Source organism: Blautia hansenii DSM 20583, from assembly GCF_002222595.2.
Taxonomy (GTDB): Bacteria; Bacillota; Clostridia; order Lachnospirales; family Lachnospiraceae; genus Blautia; species Blautia hansenii.
In genome coordinates this window covers 132,501-153,020 of record NZ_CP022413.2, presented here as the reverse complement: position 1 = coordinate 153,020, position 20,520 = coordinate 132,501, and the positions used below count along the sequence as shown (strand labels likewise).

The following is a 20,520-nucleotide window of genomic DNA, read 5'->3' as shown; positions in this document are numbered from 1 at the left end:
GATATGATTTAGATACTACATTTTAGAAATGAAATCGTCTAAGGACTGTGCTCTCAAAGCTATCTCCATCCAGTTTTTAATTACTTCTATGTCTTCCTGTTCATATAATGTTTCCAAAAGGCTGTCCGGTAATTGTCCGAATTTGGATAAAACCATCTGAAGCATCTCTATTGCAGCTTTTAATCCTTCTTTCCTCCCCTCTTTTCTTCCCTCTCTGCGTTCATCTTTCATCAATAATTCCAAAAGCATAAATCTCTCCTCCATTTCCCTGCTCCCCTTGATATGGGTGACTGATTTCTGCACTTGTCTTACATAATCATCTTGAAAATCCTTCTGACTTTCTTTTAAGTCTGCATGTACAAATCTCAGAAAAGAAACCAGCTCTTTTGGCACATCTTGTTCATCTTCTCCGCAGGTATTTAGGAACATGATACAGCGTCCGTCTTTTAAAGATACTTTTTTAGTTTCCTCACAAGCTGTGCGAAAAGTATATCGGTATTTCCCTTCACCAAAAGGATCAAAGTCACATAAGAAAATCACATAGCTGTCAGGAAGTTCTTCATATTCACATCCCTTTGCCAAAAGCTCCATATCCATCTGGCTTTGGTAATAACGGCTTCTGCGTCCCAATGCAGGCTGCTTTAGTACCTGCATCTCTATATTATAGCGGGTATTCTTTTCATCCTTTGCATAAACGTCTAATCGCACACCTTTGTACTCCGGATGGTAGACGATATTTTTCTCTGTACTGATTTCCACATGGTCAATTTTCATCGAAAGTGCACGTTCCAAAAAACCTTTGCAGTTCTCCTTGTCCGACATCACTGCTGCAAACATAAAGTTATTTTTGATTGTAAGATTTTTTAGTAATGTATTCATACTTTTCCTCCATTTTGCAGAGGAATTCTATAACATTCATTATAACAGATAACAAAGAATTTTATCAACGAAAAAAGATTAAGCAACAGCGCAATCTCCTGTGAACGGAAAAATCCGCCTTGCTGCATTTCTCAATGCTGCAAGACGGATATACATTTCCTAATAATTTTCTGCTCTTACTTCAAAATAACTCTGTGGATGTGCACATGTAGGACAAATCTCCGGCGCCGCAGTTCCCACTACAATGTGTCCGCAATTTCTGCATTCCCACACCTTCACCTCACTCTTTTCAAATACCTGTGCTGTTTCTATGTTCTTCAATAATGCTCTATATCTTTCTTCATGGTGTTTCTCAATTTCCGCTACAAGGCGGAATTTTGCAGCCAATTCCGGAAAACCTTCTTTCTCTGCTGTTTCAGCAAATCCGGCATACATATCTGTCCATTCATAATTTTCCCCTTCTGCTGCTGCTTTAAGGTTCTCTTCTGTATTTCCAATTCCCTGTAACTCTTTAAACCACATTTTTGCATGTTCTTTTTCATTATCCGCTGTTTTCTGGAATAATGCAGCAATCTGTTCGTATCCCTCTTTTTTTGCCACAGAAGCAAAATAAGAATACTTATTTCTTGCCTCTGACTCGCCTGAAAAAGCATTTCTTAAATTTTTCTCTGTTTCTGTTCCTGCATATTTGTTATTTCCCATAAGTTTTAACCTCCTTCATAATACAAAATAGTTGTCTACTCTATTTTATCACTTTTCTCTTATATTTACACCTCAAAACGATTATATTTGTCATAGCAATCCAGACAAAACAGTTTCCCACCCTGTAAACGAAGCATAGGCTCTGCTGTAATTTCTCCACAACAGCTGCATGGCTCTGATTTAAAAATTCTGGCTGCTTCCGGCAGTTCAATTACAGTCTCTTTTACATCAAATAACTCTGCCGGTTCATGGCTTTGGAAATAAGCAAAGGAGTCTGCTCTGCTCATACCTTCCGGTGTTGGTTTTAATACCAGACGCACAGATTTCCCATTTTTTCTATTATAGAAAGAAAATGCCTGTTTCCCTCTTATGTGGAATAAAAGGTTTCCTTTTCCCACGCTACATCCCAAAATTACCTGAATGGCATCAATCCCACAGGCATCATTTTCCGCAATACAAACCAGCTCTTCATCTCCGGAAATGCAGCCTTTTTCATCTGCCTCTAATCCCAATAATTCAATAGCATACAGCGCTGCCTGAAATCCAATGGTGAGTCCTCCGCACTCATGTCCATGAAAAGCAACACATTTCTTCCATAATTCATTTCTCATTTTCTTCACCTTTCTACACACCAACTCATGGTTACAATGGTGGTGTTTGTCCTTTCTGTAATTCTTCCGTTCTCACTTATATCTGACAAATATGCCTGCATTTTGCCTCTTTGTTCCCACGTGACTTCTCCCTGCAAATTTGCCCTGTCAATACACCATGCCAGCATATCTTCCACACTTTGACCGATTTCCCATACCTCATCACGATAAGAAATATAGGGAGAATATCCTTTCAACCATAAATAAGAGAATATCATGGCAACGGAGGTATCTGTTTCTTTTTTATTTTTTTCTATTCCTGCTGCCTGAAATGCCCCATCAAGAACCATATCGCTTCTCCTCGAAGGCTTTACCAAAAAGCACTTGTTTTTGGAACAATTACACATTTTTTCCAATGTATGATAATCTGCAACAGCAGGTGTCATGTGAGCAAACACTAGGTCAAAATTTTTCAAAAATCCCATTTTTTCAATTTCCATACTGCTCCAATCAGCATGAAAAAATGATACATTTTTCTGATGTTCTTTCTCTGCCAGCTCCTTTGCCGCCATAATCATTTCTGATGATACATCTGTGCCTGTCACCTGTGCTCCTGACTTTGCCAACGCCAAACTAAAGCGCCCTGCACCGCATCCGATATCCAGAATACGGGTGTGTTCATCTATCTGCATTTCTTCATAAACTTGTTTCAAAAAAGGATTTTCTTCCGGTGTTGGAATAGGTTTTTCCTTATACTGTCCTGCCTTTTTATCCCAAAGCTTTGCCTGTAATTCGCCCTGTCCGTTATCCTTTTTACTCCACTCTTTTTCCAGCTGTTCTAAGTTCATTTTATCACTCTTTTCTTTATATATCTGTCACCTGCGAGTCTACCAATACCATCTTCTGTCCGCCCACAGATACCACCTCACCATGAATATGATAAACGTCCCAGATAGCTTTTCGATTAAGAACCTCCGCATCTCCGCTGGCATACACCTGCCCGTCCTGCATCAGCAAAAATCTGTCACAAAAGCGAAGAGCTAAATTTAAATCATGGATGACAACAATCGCAGAGATTTTTGTTTCACGACAAATATCTCGTACAATCTGCAATACCTGATACTGATTTTGAAGGTCAAGACTGCTGGTAGGCTCATCTAAAAGAAGCAGTTTGGGTTCTTGTGCCAAAGCTCTTGCCAGCATAACTTTTTGACGTTCTCCCCCGCTTAACTGGTTTAAAAAGCGTCCTCTCATATTCGATACTTTTAATTTATCCATCGCTTCATGAACCATTTCATGGTCTTTTTCCGTAACGCCCCACTTCATATAAGGCTTTCTTCCCAGCATTACCATATCATGAACTGTCATTTTCACATTGGGTACACTCTGAGCCACGAAGGCAATTCTCTTCGCCATTTCCCTTGCAGAAAGCTTTAAAATCTCCTCATTATTCAAAAAAATACTTCCCTTTTTCGGTGTTAAAATCTGATTAAAGCATTTCAGCATCGTGCTTTTTCCTGCTCCGTTATTACCTAAAATCGCCATAAACTGACCTTCATCCAGAGTAAAACTAATATCTTTTAAAACCTCCGGTCCTCCCGGATAACCATATTGAAGATTTTCAACCTTTAGCATGAACGGCTGCCTCCTTTAAACAATAAGTATAAGAACAACGGCGCTCCAAGGAAGGAGGTAATCGCTCCGATAGGAAGGATAATCGGACTTATAAGTGTCCTTGCTGCCAAGTCGCCAAGAAGGAGCAAAACAGCCCCTGCCAACATAGAACCGGGTATCAGATACACATGATTATTTCCCACTACCATTCGTACAATATGAGGCGCAACAAGGCCGATAAAGCTGATTAAACCAATATAAGAAACAATGGTAGATGCCGTAAAACAGCATAAAATCATGTTAATAATAATCAATCTTCTTACGTGAATTCCAAGGCTGGTTGCAGTTTCATTTCCACTTAACAATGCGTTAAAATCCCATCGATGCAGAATAAAATAAATTCCGGCAAGGAAAACAACGACTGCCATAAAACTAATCTCTTTCCAATCCGTGCTACCCAAATCTCCAAAAGTCCAAAACACCAGTGCGTTTAATTCTACCTCATCTGCAAAATACTGAAGAAGGGTAGTAGCTCCGGTAAACATGGAGCTGATTGCCACACCGGCAAGTACCATAGACTCCGCTGAAATCTGGCAAAAACGAGACAATCCAAAGATTACAATAGCAACTGCCATGCTTCCTACAAAGGCACAAACAGGAATAATAAAATTTCCGTTTGCAGCGCTTCCCGCACCTAAAATAATAATTGCAAAAGCTGCGCCAAAGCCTGCCCCCTGAGATACCCCAAGGGTACTGGAGGAAGCAAGAGGATTGTTTAAAATTGCCTGCAAAATACAGCCTGTTACACCAAGTCCTGCTCCTGCAATCGCTGCTGTACAGATGCGAGGCAGTCTTACATTTCGCACAACCACATTAATTTTATTATCTGATGCCTGTCCGAATATCCCTAAAATCAGTTCCTTTAAAGGCGTATCGTAAGAGCCTGCCCACATGGAAAATAACACAGTAAGAACCAATATGATTGCTAAAATAATTAAAAAGAAAACACTTTTTTTCTGGTTTTTCCGGTATGCACCATCCCTTCCGCTATTCTCCAATCTGGACCTGTCTGAACTCATATCCATTCTCCTTTAACGTATCATAAAACTTCTGTCCAAGTAGCTTTTCAAAGATTTCATCTGCTTTTTCTTCCGGATTAATATCCGCAAATTTCTCAGGATACAATACAGAACCTGCATAATATGTATCAGCCAATGCCATATCCAAATTAGAGGCACTGGAACGGAAAGAAATCTGAGAATATACTTTTCCTTCCTGTACTGCCTTTAACTGATTATAGTAATCAGGATTTTCCGCATAGTGCTGTTTAATCAATTCCATACCGTTAAAATCAACAAAAATCACATCCGGGTTCCATGCCAAAACCTGCTCTAAATCAATATTAAAAGCTCCTGTCTGGTCTGTTTCGTTTGCCAGATTTTTTGCATAAATTGCAGAAAACGGCGCATAATTTGCCTCTGTTCCTTCAAATCCGTGTGCCCCTTTAAAGCTTACTCCGCCGACATAAACACTCTGTTTTTCTTCCTCAGGAATATCCTTTGTTCTGCTATCCAAATCCTTTTTTGTTTCTTCTAAATAAGCAATAAGCTCCTCTGCTCTATCCTCTTTCTGGTAAACTTCTCCCATAATTCGGAAGGTTTCATACACATTTTCATCCATCATCTGGTCACTTCCGGGAATAACGACAACAGGAATTCCTGTTTTTTCCTGCACATCATCTGCATCACAGTTTCCCAATGCAGACATCATAATCACATCAGGATCTGCCGTAATAATTTCCTCAATATAATGTTCTCCGTTATTTCCTACCACAGGTAAATCCTTAAATTTATCAAAATTTACATAGTTATACGGTCTGGAAATACTCTGTTTCTGCTCGTAATCTTCCACACCCACAACTAAATCCTGCGCCTGCATATAACAGGTATAACGAAGACTTGTGACATTTAAGCACACAATACTGTCTACTTCTGCCGGAATTTCCACTTCTCTGTCCATACTGTCCACAATAGTTCTCTTTCCGTCTTTTTCCTCTGTATTCTGCGCTTCTTTCTTTGTATCCGTATCTTTATTTTCTGTTTTTGCTCCGTCACTTCCGCATGCTGCCATGCCTGCCGTCATACATGCTGCGAGAAGCAGCGCCAAAAGCCTTGTTCGTTTCTTCATGTTTACATATCCTCCTCTTTATGTTAAATCAAACTATGCCTGATGAATTATTGCGCACTTTATTCCGGCATTTTGATATTATTTTATCATATTCTATAACTTACACAAGCCTCCCGGGGGGATAGCCACTTCGTAAAAAACAAAAAAATAAGAGTTGCTACGTTAAACAGCATACAAAAATATTCTGGTATGCACCTAACGCAGCAACTCCCTACTCTTTTATTTTACAATTTTCACTTTGAAAAATCCTGTGTAATAACCATCCGGCTTCAAGCTCACCAGATTATCCTGTTTCTCTAAATCTTCTATAACATCTTTTCTGGCCGGAAGGGAACTCCACGGCTCAATACAGACATAAGGAGCATCGCTGGCCGGTTTATGCCAAATTCCCAAATATCCCAAATGGCTGGTTTCCATCTCAATTCTGGCGCCGCCCTTTTCTGATGTAAGCGCTACTCTGGACGGAGCATCTTTCAAGATAATCGCATCATTATCAAATAAATTATGACGCAGAGATAATCTTTGGTTTTCCTCTAAAGGAAAAGCTTCCTCATCTCCTGTAACAAAGCAATCCTCTGACATTCCCACACGTTTTATATCTGTTCCTTGGGCAAATTCAATAAAGTAATCTTCAAAAGACAAGTCCTGCTCTATTGGAACTTGAAAACCGGGATGCCCTCCAACACCAAAACACATCACTTTTTTATCCTTATTAGATACACAATAAGAAACTTTAAATTCGTTTTCAAACAGCTCATACTTTACTTTTATCTCAAAATGATACGGATACATCTTATAAGTTTCCTCACTGTCTGTTAAGGAAAATACCATCTTAGTCTGTGTCTTTTCTTTTAATTTCAATACAGAATTTCTTAAAAAACCATGCTTGGGCATCTCATAAGTTTTACCCCTCAAAGTATATTTTCCCTCTGTCAGACGTGCAATATAAGGAAACAAATTCGGAGCAGAACCATTCCAATATTTTTCATCTCCCTGCCACAGATATTCTTTGCCTTCTGCATCCTTTATAGAGCGCATCTGAGCTCCTAAATCCTCTACGGAGACTTCTATTTTATCATTTTTAATTGTGTAAATCATTTGCCATTTCTCCTTCTATCTATTTTTATTACAATCGTTTTAAGGTTCTTTTATTTTAAATCAATTCATTTCATTTCGCAATTGTTTTATATTTAGAGGAGGTATATAATTACTATACCTTTAAAATCACAAAAGAAAATGGAGAATAATCGTTCATGAAACGTCTTGTATATCTATATGAATTAGACTCTGTGCGAAACTCAAAAAAAGAAATTGTACTGGGCCAACAAGCTTTATTTGAAGAAATTGTAAAAAAAGGAAATACCGTAGTTCTTTCTTACAATCAACTAACTGACTCTGAAGCTTTTTTATATGCTGTTAAAAATCCGGATACGTATGCAGAAATATTAAAGCTGTTCTCTTTAGGTGTATTGAAGGTTTCCCGATACGGAGAAATCAATACTCCATCCAAATACATTCAAAACGCTATTGAAAAATGTAATGTCCCAGACAAAAATGCTTTTTTATTTTCCGGTCTTCCTGTACGTTGTACAGAAAAAGAACTTCTTTTTAAAATACAAAAAGCTCTGCAATATAGTGATGTAGAAAGTTTACAGACTCTCTGCGATAATACTCTCGGTGATGATGAAAAGAAGCGTTTGGAATATATTAAACGTTTTGTTGAAATGATTTTGACTATGAGTTTAGACAGCTCTTCCGGAAACCCTGCTAAAACTTCATCGAAAAAAAGTTTTACTGAATTTTTAGAACTTATTCATTCTGTCATAGCTCAAAGCAGAATAACAAAACAATATTCTTCCATGCCTGCTGCTATAAAAATCCTTAAAAATATTGAAGCAGCTATACGAAACACTCCAAATGGCAATGCTCTTATCCAAAATAGAACCATCTGGATTTCTCACATAAATAAATTGAAAAACACCGAGGCTGCCTGTCTTGCTGAAGCTATTATAGATTTATGTTATAACTATACCGTTGAAGATAGTATTTCCAACGTCTCAAAACGCTATGACGCTGGCAATATAACATTATTTCAAAACGATTTTTTGAAACGTTTGAAAAATTATTGGATATTATATCAAGAAAATAACCATATTTTTCATACAGGTGACAGCAATACTACACAGATACACGAAATCCCTTTACCCCCTTGGGATACTGCCGTACGAATTATTAGCGAGGACCAAAAGCTGGAAAAATATGAGAAAACCAAATCCTTCTCCTTGAGTCAAACTCCACGAGCAACAGACTGCGCCAAAGAAAAAAAATTATGGAACAAGCGTCTCGCACATCAAATGTTATCACGATTACAGACTGCTTTTATCTATATATTTGTTTTTTGCGGTGTAAATTATCTTATGGGATTAATTCAGGAAAATTTTCTCGGATTATTTAACAGTCTTATCCTTAATGAAATTATGCAAATATGCGGTTCAACTGTATTTGCAACAATTATCTTCGGTATTATTGGTTCCTTAATTTCAAAATGGTTCCACTTACCTGATATACTGGAAAGTGTCCAAAGCATTGGCATTGGCATAAAAGATTTATACAGAATTGTATCATTCCCCAAAAAGAATTCTTTAAAGCATGCAAGAAAGGTGTAATATGAAATCTAAATATAGCGAGAATAAAGAATGGCAAGATTATCTAAAACTCTATAAAGAAAGACCTGAATTATTTTTACAGTCTGACCAAATTTCTATTATCTTTGATGAGAACACAATAAACACTTTTGTTGAAAAAACGAATAAAAAAATAGGTGTACTATATAAGAGTGATTTTCACATTTTGATAGTTGATCTTGTCTCTGATAAAAATAAGAAACTATATACCTATGAAAGATTACTGCCATCTGTCAATTCAGGAGCTGTGGTTACCCTTCCTATTCAAAACAAGAAGTTGGTTTTGTTAAAACAATATCGACATGCTATCAGACAAAGCCAATATTGCTTTCCCAGAGGTTTTGGAGAAGTTGGATTATCAGCACAACAAAACGCAGAAAAAGAATTAAAAGAAGAATTACATGCACATATTACAAAAACTCAATATTTAGGCAATATAATTGCTGACAGCGGTATTTTAAGTACTCAAACAGCTGTATTTGTATGCGAAGTAGAAGATATTCAAAAAGAGTATGGTTACGAAGGAATTGAGGACATTGTATTCCTTACTCCCAAGGAACTTGAAACATGGATCTCTAATAAAAAAATCACAGACAGCTTTACACTCTCAGCATATAGTCTATATAAATTCCATTGCAGATAAAATTTTATATTATTAAGGCAAGTAAGAACCTCTCTCTCACTTGCCTTATCTCTTTTATTCCGCTATTACCTCTTCATTCATGCCAATCCTTGGCTTTGTATTTAAAATTCGCATAAATTCCTCACCTGTAATGGTTTCGTTTTCATACAGGTATTTTGCCAGCTCATGAAGCTTAGCAATATTATCTTCCAAAATTTTATACGCCTTATCATGCTGTTTCTTTACCAGCTCCACAACCTTTTTGTCAATCAAGGTCTGTGTCTCAAAAGAGCATGCAAGCGAACTGTCACCGCCTAAATATTGATTAGACATGCTCTCCATTGCAACCATATCAAATTCTTCACTCATACCAAAACGGCTAATCATGCCTCTTGCAATTTTTGTTGCCTGTTCAATATCGTTAGATGCACCTGTTGTTACAGAGTGGAAAATCAGTTCCTCTGCTGCTCTTCCTCCTGTAAAGGTAGCAATTTTATTCTCCAATTCCTCTTTTGACATAAGGAAATGTTCTCCCTCATCTACCTGCATGGTATAGCCCAATGCACCGGAGGTTCTCGGAATAATTGTAATTTTATGCACAGGTGCAGAATTTGTCTGAAGCGCTGCTACAAGGGCATGTCCTACTTCGTGATAAGATACAATAAGTTTCTCCTTTTCAGAAAGAACCCTGCTTTTCTTCTGATAACCTGCAATCACAACTTCTATACTTTCTTCCATATCTGCCTGTGTTGCAAATTTTCTTCTGTCACGAACCGCTCTAAGCGCTGCTTCATTTACAATATTTGCCAGCTCTGCGCCGGATGCACCGGATGCTGCTTTTGCAATCTCATGAAAATTCACATTATCTGCAATTTTAATCTTTCTGGCATGAACCTTTAAGATTTCCTCACGGCCTTTTAAGTCCGGCAATTCCACAGGAATACGTCTGTCAAAACGTCCCGGACGAAGAAGCGCTGCATCAAGAGAGTCCGGTCTGTTTGTAGCAGCCAGAATAACAACTCCCTTAGAACCGTCAAATCCGTCCATCTCTGTAAGAAGCTGATTTAAGGTCTGCTCACGTTCATCATTGCCGCCCATTGCACTTCCGTCACGTTTCTTTCCAATCGTATCAATTTCATCAATAAACACAATACAAGGCGCTTTTTCGTTCGCCTGTTTAAATAAGTCTCTGACCTTTGCAGCACCCATACCTACAAACATTTCCACAAATTCAGAACCTGAAATAGAGAAAAACGGCACGCTTGCCTCTCCTGCAACTGCCTTTGCCAAAAGCGTCTTACCTGTACCCGGAGGTCCTACCAAAAGCGCACCTTTCGGCATAGAAGCGCCAATTTCCTTGTATTTATCAGGATTATGCAGATAATCTACGATTTCCGACAGCAATTCTTTGGCTTCATCTTCACCTGCTACATCTGAAAATTTAATTCCCGTAGATGAGTTTACATAAATCTTGGCATTACTTTTTCCAAAAGTCATTGCCCCTGCGCCAGCTCCGCCGCCCATGTTCTTCATCATCTTACGCATGAGCCAGCTTCCCACAAACCACATAAGTACAAACGGGAGTACCCATGTAAGCAAAATACTTACAAGAGGGTTCATTTTCGTAGGAATTTCCTCTGAAAAGACAACATCTGCCTTATGCAATCTGTCCACTTCCTGCAAGTCGGAAATTCGACCTGTTTTATACACCTGCTCCTTGTTATCTTTTCCCTTTTCCACATAATAGATAACATCAGACTCCAAAGTAACCTCTGAAATCTTGCCTGCTTCCAAATCATCTAAAAACTCATTGTAGTCCGCTTCCTTAATGCTTCTTTCTGCCACATAAGGGACTACAAAAAAATTCAGCAATACTAAGACCAAAAGTATTATTCCATAATAAAATAACACCGGTTTCTTAGGAGGCTGGGGTTTCTTCTTTTCTTCAATATCCATTTCTCTATCCTCCATTTTTACATTGTTCCCAATGCTTCAGGCTTTACCCTGTTATATAGACTATACTGCTTCACCTGTTATTATGCAATGAAGAAAAGATAGTAATTCTATTAAAAAACAATAAAACTCTACTTGTCATCTCCTGTTAATCGAAGCACAGACTCCATTTCCTCAAGGTCCATATCCAGAAATGCAGCCAACTCCTCTACGCTGTACTTCACATCCTCATCTTCGGTAAGCTCTTTTACCTTCTTTTCCAAATCTCTGACCTTTTCTACCAGAATATTGTCTTCTTTTTTCTGCTGAGCCTGTTCCTCAATAAATAATTTCATGGTACTTTCAATTTCCCTGACAATCCATTCATCCGGATTTTCCTGCTCAGAAAGACGTTCCAAAGCTGTCAAAAGCCCCATATTTCCTTCCTGAAGTAAATCTCCGAAAAATATATCTTCACGGTTTAATTTTTTTGCAGCTTTTACAATCTCATCTTGATATGCACGGATTAATTTTTCTGTACATTCCTGATTTCCTGCTAAAAATGCACGAAGCAGTTCCTCTTTTAATAATTCTTCCTCTGTTTCAAAGCCCAAAAGATACTCTTCTAAAAATTCTTTTTCTTCTGAAGTAAGAGGAATTTCTGCTGCTGCCTCCTGCATTACTTCTTCCTGTATTGAAGCTTCCGGTGATTTCTCTGCTCCTTCTACATGAATACCTTGTATTTCCAAGAAATCATAGACCTTCTGTAATTTATCCTGAGTAATGTCATCTCCTTCGAAAAATTTTTCTACTAAAGCTGCCTTTACCTTTTTTCCATTGTTTAAAGCAAGTGTCTGTACTTCCTTTAATTTATTTTGAAATTCAATAATATCCATTTTACATTCTCCTGTCTTTCTCTTATATTTGAAGTTTAACACAAAGCAGACACTTACACCATAGCTTTTCCATCAGCTTTCAAATAATGGTGTAGAATAATAGCGGTCTCCGCTGTCCGGAAGCAATGCCACAATCGTTTTCCCTTTATTTTCCTCACGTTTTGCCTGTTCAATAGCTGCATACAAAGCTGCGCCGGAGGATATACCCACTAGAATTCCCTCTTTGTGGGCAAAAAGTTTTGCTGTTTCAAAAGACTTTTCTGCTGTAATCGGCATAATTTCATCATAAATCTGTGTATTTAAAACAGTAGGTACAAATCCAGCGCCAATTCCCTGAATTTTATGAGGTCCCGCTGTACCCTTTGACAGTACAGGAGAGTCTGACGGCTCTACTGCAACAATCTTCACAGACTTCTTCTTTTCTTTCAAATATCCGCCGACACCTGTAATTGTTCCTCCTGTTCCTACCCCTGCAACAAAAACATCCACATTTCCATCGGTATCCTCCCAGATTTCCGGACCGGTAGATACAATATGTGCTGCCGGATTTGCCGGATTATCAAACTGTCCTGCAAGAAAGCTGCCTGAAATCCGCTCTGCAAGCTCCTTCGCTTTCTCAATCGCTCCGGTCATACCCTTCGCTCCTTCTGTAAGAACAATCTCTGCCCCGTAGGCCTTCAGAATATTTCTTCGCTCCACACTCATAGTCTCAGGCATAGTCAAAATTAACTTGTATCCTTTCGACGCTGCAATAGAAGCTAAGCCAATTCCTGTATTTCCTGAAGTCGGCTCAATAATCGTTGCGCCCGGTTTCAATTTTCCTTCCTGCTCTGCTGTTAAAATCATATTTTTTGCAATTCGGTCTTTTACACTTCCTGCCGGGTTTAAGTATTCCAATTTTACAAGGAGTCTGGCTTTTAAATCCAGCATTTTTTCTATATTTGTAGCTTCCATCAATGGTGTTTTTCCGATAAGTTCCTGTACGTTTCTATATATTTTTTCACCCATAATTTTATCCTCCTTTTATATCCGACTATTTTAATAGGAATTATAGGATACTTGCGTAATCCTGTCAAGAAAAACTGTCTTTCTTATAATATAACGGAGAAATTCCGTAATGCTTCTTAAACAACTTACTAAAATGGTACGCATCCGAATATCCCACAGCTGCCGCAACCTCTTTTATCGGTTCTTCGGGAGATATTTCTAAAATTTCTTTTGCTTTTTCCATGCGAAGCCGAATTAAATAATTGATAGGGGTATCTCCCGTTTCACTTTTAAAAATTTTTGCGATATAAAAGGAGCTTAAATACATATTTGCCGCAATTTGCTCCAAGGATATTTTTTCCCGGTAATTTTCTTCCATATATTTCATAATCTGCTGCACAACATATTTCTTTCCTGTGGATTGAAAAATATATCCTTTTCCTTCCCCTTCCTGCTTTTCCTCTTTTTGTTCTCTGACAACCAGACACAAAATCTGAATTAAATATGCCTTCAACATAAAGTAACGCCCAGCGCTGCATTCTCTGGCTTCTTTGTTCATAACTGTACAAATCTGAAAAATATTCTTTTTCATCCTATCTGCCATTTTTATAATTTTTCCGTTCCCTTTAAATGAAGGGAAATACCCGCTTTTACACCCTTTAAAAGAAACTCCCGAAAATGCAATATAGCATTCCTTCAATCCTTCTTTTGAGTATCCTGCCTTACTCCTATGATATGTTCCGGGATTGAGCAAAATAAAATCGCCCTCCTCTACCTCATAATCTTTACCGTCAATATAAAACTTCCCTTTTCCGCCCATAATAACCGCAAATTCTATAAAATCATGGGCATGATAATTCTGTTCTTCCTCTGTCCTCGTTGAAACACAGGTAAACAGAAATTCCGGATTTAAATCACCCTCTGTGATATCATACATTTCTTTACACATACCCTGCCTTCCCTTCTTGTCTTTTTGTAACTATACAATATATTACATCCATTGCACAAGAAATTACATTCTACTTTTCAAAAAAATTTTTATAATAGGACTTATGTCTATAATGAATTTTAACAGAAAGGAAGTATTTACTCATGACAAAAACACTTACAGAAGGAAATCCGGCAAAGTTGATTTTGTTCTTTTCCCTTCCGCTTATTATCGGAAATATCTTCCAGCAATTTTACAGTATGGCAGATACTTTAATTGTAGGCCGAACAATCGGCGTAAATGCGCTGGCAGCCGTAGGTTGTACCGGAAGCATTACCTTCTTAATTCTGGGGTTCGTTCAGGGCCTTACCTCCGGACTTTCTATTATTACTTCCCAGAAATTTGGGGCAAATAATGAAGATGCCGTAAGAAAAAGCTTTGCAGCCAGTATTCTTATCAGCAGCGCTGTGGCAATTATCACAACGGTTTTCTCTGTATTGCTGACTCGCCCCTTATTAGAGCTTTTGCAGACACCTGCCGAAATTATTGACGACGCAACCGCATACTTAGTAATTATTTTTTTAGGTATTCCGGCAACCATTTTATTTAACCTTTTATCCAATGCAGTTCGGGCGCTGGGGGACAGCAAAACTCCTTTGTATTTTCTGATTTTTGCCTGCTGTGTAAATATCGTACTTGATTTGGTATTTATCCTGTATTTGCATCTGGGCGTTGCAGGCGCCGGTATTGCGACTATACTTTCGCAGCTTTTATCCGGTATTTTATGTATCTTCTTTATTATAAAGAAGGTTCCTATCCTCCGGTTAAAAAAAGCAGATTTTCAAATACATTATGAGGTAATTGCTTCCCATTTAAGCATTGCTCTTCCAATGGCTTTCCAAATGTCCATTATTGCCATTGGTTCTTTGATGCTGCAATTTGCCCTAAACGGATTGGGCGCCGCTTCTGTGGCTGCATACACCGCTTCTCAAAAAATCGAAAGTATTGCTACCATGCCCCTTGGTTCGTTCGGAACAGCCATGGCAACTTACGCTGCTCAAAATTATGGTGCGGGAAAAATTTCCCGTATTCGAAAGGGTGTATTTCAGTGTATTTTAATGTCCGGAAGCTTCAGTATTCTTTCCGGCGCAATTAATGTAGTTGCCGGAAGCCAGCTTACCAGCATTTTTGTGGGTTCTCAGGAAACAGAAGTTCTCTCATTGTCTCATACTTATCTGGTAATCAGCGGATGTTTTTACTTTGCTCTGGCATTATTATTTATCTATCGTTTTACGCTTCAGGGGTTAGGAAAAAGTTTTATACCGACTGTTGCCGGTGTTATGGAGCTGATTATGCGTGCCATCGGAGCACTTGTTTTGACCGGCGCTTTTGGCTTTGCTGGCGCTTGTGCTTCTAATCCTCTGGCATGGATAGGCGCCTGTATTCCCCTCACCTGCTCCTATTACAGGACTATGAAAAGATTAAATTAAAAAAGAAGATTTCCGGCAATGCCTGATTTACGCACTGCCGGAAATCCTCTCTATACTCTCACAAGACTTTTGTCTTATCCTTCAATTGCTATATATTTATTTTCTTCTACCTGTTTTGGTGTTTCTTTTGGTACTGTTAATTTCAAAATTCCATCCTCAAATTTTGCATGAATGTCTTCCTGATGAATATTTTCACCGACATAAAAGCTTCTGCTCATTGCACCTGCATAACGCTCTCTACGGATGTAATTACCCTGTTTATCTGTTTCGTCTTTATCCAAACCCTTTGCAGCATTGATTGTCAAATATCCATTTTCCAGTTTTGCTGTTACTTCATCTTTCTTAAATCCCGGCAAATCAATATCTAATTCATAGGTATTTTCTGTCTCTCTTACATCTGTTTTCATAATATTTTTTTCATTCTTTCCATACAGAGGATTTTTTCTTCCGAAAAACTCTCTCTCAAACGGAAAATCCATAAAGTCATCAAATAAGTTTTCTCCAAAAATACTAGGCATCATCATAAGTCATATCTCCCTTCATATAAGACAATAGATTTTATTTTAGCACTTTGGAAAATCCAGAGTGTCGATTACATGAACCAATGGATTAGGTCTTTTTCCTTCTCCTTTGTTCTATTTGTAATATAACACTTATATTCAGCACTGTCAAGCTTAGGCTACCAATTTCACAGATTTTTCACAATTGTGATAAAATCACTGACTCACTTCTATTCTTCTTGGTATAATAAATAAAATTTATTCTATCAGGAGGTTGCTATGGAAAGAAAAAAGCGAAAGGCTTTTGTCAACACCGATGATTGTGTTGCCTGCGGCTGCTGTATAAAAGTATGTCCCAGAAACGCTATTGAAATTTGGAAAGGAATAATGGCAAAAGTAGATATTGCCAAATGCGTAGGATGTGGAAAATGTGAAAAAGAATGTCCCGCTTCCGTAATTAAAATTCAGGAGGTGAAATCATGAAGAAGCATTGGTATGACTATCTTTGGATTGTATCTCTTACCTACTTAATATTGGGATTTTTCAATATTCTTTTTGCATGGCTCGGACTGCTCTGTTTCTTCATTCCTTTAATTATTTCTATTGCAAACGGAACAAAAGGCTATTGCAATCGCTACTGTGGAAGAGGACAGCTCTTTGGACTCTTAGGCGGACGCTTCGGACTCTCCCGTAAAAAAGATATTCCCCAATGGATGAAAAGCAAAGCATTCCGATATGGATTTTTAATTTTCTTTTTCATCATGTTTTTTCAAATGCTTTGGAATACTTATCTGGTATTTTCCAACGCACAGAATTTAAAACAAGTTGTAACACTTTTATGGACCTTCAAAGTTCCTTGGCACTGGGCATACCATGGTACGCTTATTCATCCCGGAGTCGCACAGTTTGCCTTCGGCTTTTATAGTGTTATGCTGACTTCTACTATTCTTGGTTTTATTACAATGCTCTTGTTCAAACCTCGAAGCTGGTGCGTCTATTGCCCCATGGGAACCATGACTCAGCTTATATGCAAAGTGAAAAACAAAAAAACCTTATAAAATCTAATTTAGGAGAAAATACAATGAAAATAAAAAAAATTGTTCCTGTTTTAGCTTCTACATTACTGCTTCTTGCAGGATGTGGCTCTAAAAATTCAAGCACAGAAAACAGCGATTATCGTCAAATTGATATGGAAGAAGCTGAAAAAATAATGAAAGAAGAAAAAGACTACATTATTTTAGATGTAAGAACTCCGGAAGAATATGAGGAAGGGCATATTCCTCATGCAATCAATATTCCAAACGAAACTATCAGTACAAAAGAGATTTCTGAGCTTCCCTATAAAGAGCAGCTCATTCTGGTTTACTGCCGCAGTGGAAACAGAAGTAAACAGGCTGCCGGAAAACTCAGTAAGCTGGGATATTCTAATATTGTAGAATTTGGCGGAATTATTGATTGGAAAGGCGAAATCGAGAAATAACAAAATAGAATTGATATTTGGAGTTGTGCATAAAAGACATCTCCATTTTTTATGTGTTTTCTGGAAATATAAAAACGGCTGGATTACTCCAACCGTTTTTGTCTTGTACCTTCAAAACTACATATATAAAACGAAACCTTCCAACTGCCGTTCGTGTATCTCTACACTCAGGTCAAGCCCTCGACCGATTAGTAACAGTCAGCTCCATACATTACTGCACTTCCACCTCTGTCCTATCTACCTCGTCGTCTTCAAGGGGTCTTACTTCTTTCGAATGGGATATCTCATCTTGAGGGGGGCTTCACGCTTAGATGCCTTCAGCGTTTATCCCTTCCGGACTTGGCTACCCGGCCATGCTCTTGGCAGAACAACCGGTACACCAGCGGTCCGTCCACCCCGGTCCTCTCGTACTAAGGGCAGCTCCTCTCAAATATCCTACGCCCACGCCGGATAGGGACCGAACTGTCTCACGACGTTCTGAACCCAGCTCGCGTACCGCTTTAATGGGCGAACAGCCCAACCCTTGGGACCTACTACAGCCCCAGGATGCGATGAGCCGACATCGAGGTGCCAAACCACTCCGTCGATGTGAACTCTTGGGAGTGATAAGCCTGTTATCCCCAGGGTAGCTTTTATCCGTTGAGCGATGGCATTCCCACTTAATACCACCGGATCACTAAGCCCTACTTTCGTACCTGCTCCACCCGTCGGTGTCGCAGTCAAGCTCCCTTCTGCCTTTGCACTCTGCGAATGGTTTCCGACCATTCTGAGGGAACCTTTGGGCGCCTCCGATACCCTTTCGGAGGCGACCGCCCCAGTCAAACTCCCCGCCTGGCATTGTCCCACCGCCGGATTACGGCGGCTGGTTAGAAACCCAATATCACAAGGGTGGTATCCCAACAGCGACTCCGCATAGACTGGCGTCCATGCCTCTTCGTCTCCCACCTATCCTGTACATGCAATACCGAGTCCCAGTACCAAACTGGAGTAAAGCTCCATGGGGTCTTTCCGTCCTGGCGCAGGTAACCAGCATCTTCACTGGTATTTCAATTTCACCGGATGCATTGTTGAGACAGCGCTCAAATCATTACGCCTTTCGTGCGGGTCGGAACTTACCCGACAAGGAATTTCGCTACCTTAGGACCGTTATAGTTACGGCCGCCGTTTACTGGGGCTTAAATTCAAAGCTTCGCTTGCGCTAACCTCTCCTCTTAACCTTCCAGCACCGGGCAGGCGTCAGCCCATATACCTCACCTTTCGGTTTTGCATAGACCTGTGTTTTTGCTAAACAGTTGCTTGAGCCTATTCTCTGCGGCCACATCTCTGTGGCACCCCTTCTCCCGAAGTTACGGGGTCATTTTGCCGAGTTCCTTAACAATGCTTCTTCCGTCGGCCTTAGGATTCTCTCCTCATCCACCTGTGTCGGTTTACGGTACGGGTACGATATAAACAATAGCGGCTTTTCTCGACGCATGGCTCACACACTTCCCTACTTCTTTTCGGTCCGCATCACGTCTTCAGATTGCCTGGCGGATTTGCCTACCAGACTCCTACCTCGCTTGCCCCGGGATTCCATTCCCGGGATGTGCTTTCCACACGTGTCCCCACAGTTCTGTTATATCGCAGTACAGGAATTTCAACCTGTTGTCCATCGACTACGTCTTTCGACCTCGCCTTAGGTCCCGACTTACCCAGGGCAGATCAGCTTTACCCTGGAAACCTTAGATATTCGGCCGTAAGGATTCTCACCTTACTCTCGCTACTCATTCCGGCATTCTCTCTTCCATAAAGTCCACAGCTCCTTTCGGTACTGCTTCTTCCCTTATGCAATGCTCCTCTACCAATTCCTTAGAATTCCTCAGCTTCGGTGTCGTGTTTTAGCCCCGGACATTTTCGGCGCAGGACCTCTCGACCAGTGAGCTATTACGCACTCTTTGAATGTATGGCTGCTTCTGAGCCAACATCCTGGTTGTCTTTGAAATCCCACATCCTTTTCCACTTAACACGCACTTTGGGACCTTAGCTGGAGGTCTGGGCTCTTTCCCTTTCGACTATCCAACTTATCTCGTATAGTCTGACTCCCGGTAAGCAATTCTGCGGCATTCGGAGTTTGATATTCTTCGGTAGGCTTTGACGCCCCCTAGGAAATTCAGTGCTCTACCTCCGCGAATCTCTACCGAGGCTAGCCCTAAAGCTATTTCGAGGAGAACCAGCTATCTCCGGGTTCGATTGGAATTTCTCCCCTATCCACACCTCATCGCCACCCTTTTCAACGGATGTGCGTTCGGTCCTCCATTGCCTTTTACGGCAGCTTCAACCTGGACATGGATAGATCACCCGGTTTCGGGTCTGCACATACTGACTCTGGCCCTATTAAGACTTGGTTTCCCTACGGCTCCACACCTTCAGTGCTTAACCTTGCCAGCATGCACAACTCGCCGGACCGTTCTACAAAAAGTACGCGGTTCACCTAATAATGGTGTTCCACAGCTTGTAAACACAGGGTTTCAGGTTCTCTTTCACTCCCCTCCCGGGGTCCTTTTCACCTTTCCTTCACAGTACTATACACTATCGGTCACTGAGGAGTATTTAGCCTTACGGGGTGGTCCCCGCGTATTCCCACAAGGTTTCTCGTGTCTCGTGGTACTCTGGATCCTGCCATGTCATCTTGGGTTTCATGTACGGGGCTTTCACCCTCTCTGGCCGGCTTTCCCAAAACCGTTCCATTACCCTTGACGAATCATTTCTGCAGTCCGAACCCCAGCATGCACGCACGCTGGTTTGGGCTCTTTCCCGTTCGCTCGCCGCTACTTAGGAAATCGAGTTTTCTTTCTTCTCCTCCGGCTACTTAGATGTTTCAGTTCACCGGGTTCCCTTCCATACGTTATGGATTGGCGTATGGATACATGAGGTCTTCTCATGTGGGTTTCCCCATTCAGAAATCTCCGGATCATAGGATATTTGCTCCTCCCCGAAGCTTATCGCAGCTTATCACGTCTTTCATCGGCTCTCAGTGCCAAGGCATCCGC

19 protein-coding genes and 1 rRNA gene (1 of these 20 cut by a window edge) are annotated in these 20,520 nt (G+C 40.0%); 6 read left to right on the top strand and 14 right to left on the bottom strand.

Translation table 11 applies throughout. The annotated features are described in order from the left end of the window. Positions 1-15 precede the first annotated feature (15 nt). The 8 genes from CGC63_RS00760 to CGC63_RS00725 all read right to left on the bottom strand — a co-directional run bounded on the left by CGC63_RS00760 (position 16) and on the right by CGC63_RS00725 (position 7,070). Positions 16-879: an Rpn family recombination-promoting nuclease/putative transposase gene (locus CGC63_RS00760; protein WP_004223966.1), complete on the bottom strand. Its 864-nt coding sequence runs from the start codon at positions 877-879 to the stop codon at positions 16-18. 159 nt (positions 880-1,038) lie between these two features. Continuing rightward, positions 1,039-1,581, bottom strand: coding sequence for a rubrerythrin (gene rbr / locus CGC63_RS00755; protein ID WP_004223970.1), 543 nt, complete (start codon positions 1,579-1,581; stop codon positions 1,039-1,041). 65 nt (positions 1,582-1,646) lie between these two features. Further along, positions 1,647-2,192 (bottom strand): FmdE family protein, encoded by a 546-nt coding sequence (locus CGC63_RS00750; protein ID WP_009247561.1) that lies wholly within the window; start codon positions 2,190-2,192, stop codon positions 1,647-1,649. Positions 2,193-2,197: 5 nt separating this feature from the next. Then, positions 2,198-3,019, bottom strand: coding sequence for a class I SAM-dependent methyltransferase (locus CGC63_RS00745; protein ID WP_004223974.1), 822 nt, complete (start codon positions 3,017-3,019; stop codon positions 2,198-2,200). A 16-nt stretch (positions 3,020-3,035) separates the two neighbouring features. Next, on the bottom strand, positions 3,036-3,806 hold the full coding sequence (locus CGC63_RS00740; protein WP_004223975.1) for an ABC transporter ATP-binding protein: 771 nt from the start codon (positions 3,804-3,806) through the stop codon (positions 3,036-3,038). Next, positions 3,800-4,864: a FecCD family ABC transporter permease gene (locus CGC63_RS00735; protein WP_009247565.1), complete on the bottom strand. Its 1,065-nt coding sequence runs from the start codon at positions 4,862-4,864 to the stop codon at positions 3,800-3,802. The genes CGC63_RS00740 and CGC63_RS00735 overlap by 7 nt, the downstream gene beginning before the upstream one ends. Continuing rightward, positions 4,833-5,972, bottom strand: coding sequence for an iron ABC transporter substrate-binding protein (locus CGC63_RS00730; protein WP_004223979.1), 1,140 nt, complete (start codon positions 5,970-5,972; stop codon positions 4,833-4,835). Before CGC63_RS00730 ends, CGC63_RS00735 begins: the two co-directional genes overlap by 32 nt. 219 nt (positions 5,973-6,191) lie before the next feature. After that, entirely contained in the window at positions 6,192-7,070 is an 879-nt protein-coding gene (locus CGC63_RS00725; RefSeq protein ID WP_004223980.1) for an aldose 1-epimerase family protein, read from the bottom strand. Between the two features lie 155 nt (positions 7,071-7,225). Between CGC63_RS00725 and CGC63_RS00720 the strand changes: the two genes are divergently transcribed. Together CGC63_RS00720 and CGC63_RS00715 are read left to right on the top strand one after the other, a co-directional pair. Further along, a complete protein-coding gene (locus tag CGC63_RS00720; RefSeq protein WP_004223983.1) occupies positions 7,226-8,638 on the top strand; it encodes a hypothetical protein in 1,413 nt (470 codons plus the stop codon). 1 nt (position 8,639) lies between these two features. Beyond that, on the top strand, positions 8,640-9,299 hold the full coding sequence (locus tag CGC63_RS00715) for an NUDIX hydrolase (RefSeq protein WP_040351288.1): 660 nt from the start codon (positions 8,640-8,642) through the stop codon (positions 9,297-9,299). A 54-nt stretch (positions 9,300-9,353) separates the two neighbouring features. Here the strand turns inward: CGC63_RS00715 and ftsH are convergent, their stop codons facing one another. The 4 genes from ftsH to CGC63_RS00695 all read right to left on the bottom strand — a co-directional run bounded on the left by ftsH (position 9,354) and on the right by CGC63_RS00695 (position 14,042). Beyond that, positions 9,354-11,249, bottom strand: a complete 1,896-nt coding sequence (gene ftsH / locus CGC63_RS00710; protein WP_004223990.1) for an ATP-dependent zinc metalloprotease FtsH — start codon at positions 11,247-11,249, stop codon at positions 9,354-9,356. Positions 11,250-11,362: 113 nt separating this feature from the next. Then, a complete protein-coding gene (locus tag CGC63_RS00705; protein ID WP_009247569.1) occupies positions 11,363-12,106 on the bottom strand; it encodes a sigma factor in 744 nt (247 codons plus the stop codon). A 72-nt stretch (positions 12,107-12,178) separates the two neighbouring features. Next, a complete protein-coding gene (cysK, locus tag CGC63_RS00700; protein ID WP_004223993.1) occupies positions 12,179-13,114 on the bottom strand; it encodes a cysteine synthase A in 936 nt (311 codons plus the stop codon). 64 nt (positions 13,115-13,178) lie between these two features. Then, positions 13,179-14,042 (bottom strand): AraC family transcriptional regulator, encoded by an 864-nt coding sequence (locus CGC63_RS00695; protein WP_004223994.1) that lies wholly within the window; start codon positions 14,040-14,042, stop codon positions 13,179-13,181. Positions 14,043-14,185: 143 nt separating this feature from the next. On the opposite strand from CGC63_RS00695, the gene CGC63_RS00690 reads away from it, so the two are divergent. Then, positions 14,186-15,511 carry an MATE family efflux transporter gene (locus tag CGC63_RS00690; RefSeq protein ID WP_004223995.1) on the top strand — a complete coding sequence of 442 codons (1,326 nt, stop codon included), beginning with the start codon at positions 14,186-14,188 and terminating at the stop codon, positions 15,509-15,511. Positions 15,512-15,585: 74 nt separating this feature from the next. Here CGC63_RS00690 and CGC63_RS00685 read toward each other — a convergent pair whose 3' ends face one another. Continuing rightward, positions 15,586-16,035: an Hsp20/alpha crystallin family protein gene (locus tag CGC63_RS00685; RefSeq protein ID WP_004223996.1), complete on the bottom strand. Its 450-nt coding sequence runs from the start codon at positions 16,033-16,035 to the stop codon at positions 15,586-15,588. A 255-nt stretch (positions 16,036-16,290) separates the two neighbouring features. Between CGC63_RS00685 and CGC63_RS00680 the strand changes: the two genes are divergently transcribed. The 3 genes from CGC63_RS00680 to CGC63_RS00670 are packed head-to-tail and all read left to right on the top strand — an operon-like array spanning position 16,291 to position 17,491. Continuing rightward, positions 16,291-16,494, top strand: a complete 204-nt coding sequence (locus CGC63_RS00680; RefSeq protein ID WP_004223997.1) for a DUF362 domain-containing protein — start codon at positions 16,291-16,293, stop codon at positions 16,492-16,494. Next, positions 16,491-17,069 carry a 4Fe-4S binding protein gene (locus CGC63_RS00675; RefSeq protein WP_004224000.1) on the top strand — a complete coding sequence of 193 codons (579 nt, stop codon included), beginning with the start codon at positions 16,491-16,493 and terminating at the stop codon, positions 17,067-17,069. The genes CGC63_RS00680 and CGC63_RS00675 overlap by 4 nt, the downstream gene beginning before the upstream one ends. Positions 17,070-17,092: 23 nt before the next feature. Further along, positions 17,093-17,491: a rhodanese-like domain-containing protein gene (locus CGC63_RS00670; RefSeq protein ID WP_154965430.1), complete on the top strand. Its 399-nt coding sequence runs from the start codon at positions 17,093-17,095 to the stop codon at positions 17,489-17,491. A gap of 168 nt (positions 17,492-17,659) precedes the next feature. Here the strand turns inward: CGC63_RS00670 and CGC63_RS00665 are convergent. Further along, positions 17,660-20,520: ribosomal RNA gene (locus CGC63_RS00665) — 23S ribosomal RNA — on the bottom strand; it runs 23 nt beyond the window's last position.

What these genes read in the sequence shown, in the direction of transcription:
- CGC63_RS00735 (WP_009247565.1), bottom strand. Translation starts at nt 4,864, where the DNA reads ATGAGTTCAGACAGGTCCAGATTGGAGAATAGCGGAAGGGATGGTGCA.
- CGC63_RS00685 (WP_004223996.1), bottom strand. Translation starts at nt 16,035, where the DNA reads ATGATGATGCCTAGTATTTTTGGAGAAAACTTATTTGATGACTTTATG.
- ftsH (WP_004223990.1), bottom strand. Translation starts at nt 11,249, where the DNA reads ATGGAGGATAGAGAAATGGATATTGAAGAAAAGAAGAAACCCCAGCCT.
- rbr (WP_004223970.1), bottom strand. Translation starts at nt 1,581, where the DNA reads ATGGGAAATAACAAATATGCAGGAACAGAAACAGAGAAAAATTTAAGA.
- CGC63_RS00725 (WP_004223980.1), bottom strand. Translation starts at nt 7,070, where the DNA reads ATGATTTACACAATTAAAAATGATAAAATAGAAGTCTCCGTAGAGGAT.
- CGC63_RS00720 (WP_004223983.1), top strand. Translation starts at nt 7,226, where the DNA reads ATGAAACGTCTTGTATATCTATATGAATTAGACTCTGTGCGAAACTCA.
- CGC63_RS00730 (WP_004223979.1), bottom strand. Translation starts at nt 5,972, where the DNA reads ATGAAGAAACGAACAAGGCTTTTGGCGCTGCTTCTCGCAGCATGTATG.
- CGC63_RS00670 (WP_154965430.1), top strand. Translation starts at nt 17,093, where the DNA reads ATGAAAATAAAAAAAATTGTTCCTGTTTTAGCTTCTACATTACTGCTT.
- cysK (WP_004223993.1), bottom strand. Translation starts at nt 13,114, where the DNA reads ATGGGTGAAAAAATATATAGAAACGTACAGGAACTTATCGGAAAAACA.
- CGC63_RS00675 (WP_004224000.1), top strand. Translation starts at nt 16,491, where the DNA reads ATGAAGAAGCATTGGTATGACTATCTTTGGATTGTATCTCTTACCTAC.
- CGC63_RS00760 (WP_004223966.1), bottom strand. Translation starts at nt 879, where the DNA reads ATGAATACATTACTAAAAAATCTTACAATCAAAAATAACTTTATGTTT.
- CGC63_RS00680 (WP_004223997.1), top strand. Translation starts at nt 16,291, where the DNA reads ATGGAAAGAAAAAAGCGAAAGGCTTTTGTCAACACCGATGATTGTGTT.
- CGC63_RS00690 (WP_004223995.1), top strand. Translation starts at nt 14,186, where the DNA reads ATGACAAAAACACTTACAGAAGGAAATCCGGCAAAGTTGATTTTGTTC.
- CGC63_RS00695 (WP_004223994.1), bottom strand. Translation starts at nt 14,042, where the DNA reads ATGTGTAAAGAAATGTATGATATCACAGAGGGTGATTTAAATCCGGAA.
- CGC63_RS00715 (WP_040351288.1), top strand. Translation starts at nt 8,640, where the DNA reads ATGAAATCTAAATATAGCGAGAATAAAGAATGGCAAGATTATCTAAAA.
- CGC63_RS00745 (WP_004223974.1), bottom strand. Translation starts at nt 3,019, where the DNA reads ATGAACTTAGAACAGCTGGAAAAAGAGTGGAGTAAAAAGGATAACGGA.
- CGC63_RS00740 (WP_004223975.1), bottom strand. Translation starts at nt 3,806, where the DNA reads ATGCTAAAGGTTGAAAATCTTCAATATGGTTATCCGGGAGGACCGGAG.
- CGC63_RS00705 (WP_009247569.1), bottom strand. Translation starts at nt 12,106, where the DNA reads ATGGATATTATTGAATTTCAAAATAAATTAAAGGAAGTACAGACACTT.
- CGC63_RS00750 (WP_009247561.1), bottom strand. Translation starts at nt 2,192, where the DNA reads ATGAGAAATGAATTATGGAAGAAATGTGTTGCTTTTCATGGACATGAG.